General features: G+C 35.9%; 4 protein-coding genes and 1 pseudogene. All 5 read right to left on the bottom strand.

Going from position 1 to position 2026, the window contains the following annotated elements; genetic code table 11:
* Positions 1-137: 137 nt before the first annotated feature.
* Positions 138-248, bottom strand: a complete 111-nt coding sequence (locus HEM79_RS23085; RefSeq protein ID WP_077637353.1) for an SEL1-like repeat protein — start codon at positions 246-248, stop codon at positions 138-140.
* Positions 249-284: 36 nt separating this feature from the next.
* Positions 285-671 (bottom strand): tetratricopeptide repeat protein, encoded by a 387-nt coding sequence (locus HEM79_RS22180; protein ID WP_176241712.1) that lies wholly within the window; start codon positions 669-671, stop codon positions 285-287.
* A 57-nt stretch (positions 672-728) separates the two neighbouring features.
* Positions 729-1367 (bottom strand): DUF2931 family protein, encoded by a 639-nt coding sequence (locus HEM79_RS22175; protein ID WP_176241713.1) that lies wholly within the window; start codon positions 1365-1367, stop codon positions 729-731.
* Between the two features lie 174 nt (positions 1368-1541).
* Entirely contained in the window at positions 1542-1673 is a 132-nt protein-coding gene (locus tag HEM79_RS22830; RefSeq protein ID WP_286178684.1) for a hypothetical protein, read from the bottom strand.
* A gap of 217 nt (positions 1674-1890) precedes the next feature.
* Positions 1891-2026: pseudogene (locus tag HEM79_RS23210) on the bottom strand (DUF2931 family protein); the annotation flags it as partial.

The raw sequence follows: 2026 nt of genomic DNA, 5'->3' as shown, positions 1-2026 counted from the left end.
TCACTGCACCACCATGCGTGGTTTTATCGCCAAGTAACACAACACCTTTAGACATATGAAACTCCATATTTAACTTATACATATATATTTCACTATATATAAGATTATTACTTCTCTGTTTTAATTTTTTTAACTTATCACGCATTTGAATCACCTTCAGAGCAACTTTTTTTGAATAGGTCGATAGCCTGATTTTGATTTTTAGTAATTCCTTTACCATCGAAGCACATCGTACCCAAATGATACATAGCTGAAGGCTGGCCTTGTTTTACCGAAAGTTCAAGCTATTTTCTGGCTTTAGAATAATTCAATGCAACTCCCTTACCATTAAGGTATGTATAACCTAAATACATCTGAGCTGTAGCATTGTTTTTATTCGCAGCTTTCTCATACCAATAATCAGCCTTTTCGTAGCTCTGAATGGTTTCTTTTCCGAAATAATACATATCGCCTAAATCAACTTGAGCATTCGTGTTTCCGAGTTCAGCAGCGTTCTGATAGAGTTTAAATGCTTTTTTCATATCCTTCGGAACTCCCATGCCCATAAGATACATATTGGCAATTGTATTTGCATCATCCGCTTTAGATATTGATGTAGGATCGATAACGATTGATTGAGAGAAAATACGGATAGAAATAAGCAGAAAAAACATGTAGAGAAATAGTTTCATAAAAAACCTTATCGTAGCATAAAACTGTAGGTTTTTTGCCAACTAGTATAGTTCTACTCACCAGGTTCCATAAGGATACTTTTTCCCCTTAATAAAATCAGGAGTATCTCCATAGTAAACATATCCATCAGGATGCCCTGTAACCTCTTTACACATATCAAGCCCATCCCCAGAAGTGGTTGTAATTTTTGTGGATATTTGCTCAATATTTGGCTTTCCGTTATTTTGCAACCAAACACGGACTTTTCCTTCAGGTGCCAAACCAATCACCATATAACGAAAAAAATAAAACTCACCGGGGTTATTCCACTCAGGCTCTTTGGAAATCATTTTTTTCTTAGTATCAGAAGAAAAAAACAAAGTGGTTTCATAAGTTTTTTTGTCAATAATTGAGTCCCAACAAAACTTAATTATCTGTGGCGGCGCATCAGCCTTATTAAAAGTAGCTCCTGGTATTCCTACATGTGTCCCCCATGTTCCAACACTATTCCCTTGAGGCTGATCTATGGTTTTGAACACATAACCATAGCCGTCAACATCCAGCAATTTGACCAACGTAACCGTTGCAGGAAGCGCTTTTGGAGTACTGAACGTGAAATACCATTTATCCCAAGGTACTTTTATTTTATCCTGCGCAGTAGTGTCATTGCATCCAACTAAAAATAAAAATGAAAGTAGCTGAATCATGAGCTTCATGCTTTTTCTCCCTTCATATTCCAGATGGACCGTATCCAGTTTTTATTTGGCATATTCACATAACCAATAAGATGTGTCATTTTCTCTGCTCCGTAGATTGTTCTTACCTGTTTTCCATCCAACCAGACTCTTTTAAATTTTATACCGTTCCAGTTTGCCGAGCAGTGAATATATTTACCAATAATTAGCATTTCCGTAGCTCTGAATGGTTTCTTTTCCGAAATAATACATATCACCTAAATCAATTTGAGCATCCGTGTTTCCGAGTTCAGCAGCGATCTGATAGAGTTCAAATGCTTTTTTCATATCCTTCGGAACCCCCATGCCCATAAGATACATATTGGCAATTGTGTTTGCATCATTCGCTTTAGATATTGACGTGGGATCGATAACGATTGATTGACAAAAAACAGAGACAGAAATAGACAGAAAAACATGCAGAGAAATAATTTCATAAAAATCCCTATCGTAGAACAATCATAAAATAAAACCGTAAGTTTTTTACCAAAAAATATCATTCTACTCACCAAGTTCCATAAGGATACTTTTTACCCTTGATAAAATCTTTGGTTGTATTCCTATATCCATAGGAAAAATCACTTTCTGTCACCCCTTTACACATATCCAGATCTTTTCCTGAAGCTGTTATTATTCTTGTG

This window comes from Escherichia sp. 93.0816, assembly GCF_013368855.2.
GTDB classification, from domain to species: Bacteria; Pseudomonadota; Gammaproteobacteria; order Enterobacterales; family Enterobacteriaceae; genus Escherichia; species Escherichia ruysiae.
The sequence above is the reverse complement of the archived record's forward strand: the minus strand, read 5'-3'. Positions and strand labels throughout refer to the sequence as shown.

What these genes read in the sequence shown, in the direction of transcription:
- HEM79_RS22180 (WP_176241712.1), bottom strand. Translation starts at nt 671, where the DNA reads ATGAAACTATTTCTCTACATGTTTTTTCTGCTTATTTCTATCCGTATT.
- HEM79_RS22175 (WP_176241713.1), bottom strand. Translation starts at nt 1,367, where the DNA reads ATGAAGCTCATGATTCAGCTACTTTCATTTTTATTTTTAGTTGGATGC.
- HEM79_RS22830 (WP_286178684.1), bottom strand. Translation starts at nt 1,673, where the DNA reads ATGAAAAAAGCATTTGAACTCTATCAGATCGCTGCTGAACTCGGAAAC.
- HEM79_RS23085 (WP_077637353.1), bottom strand. Translation starts at nt 248, where the DNA reads ATGTATCATTTGGGTACGATGTGCTTCGATGGTAAAGGAATTACTAAA.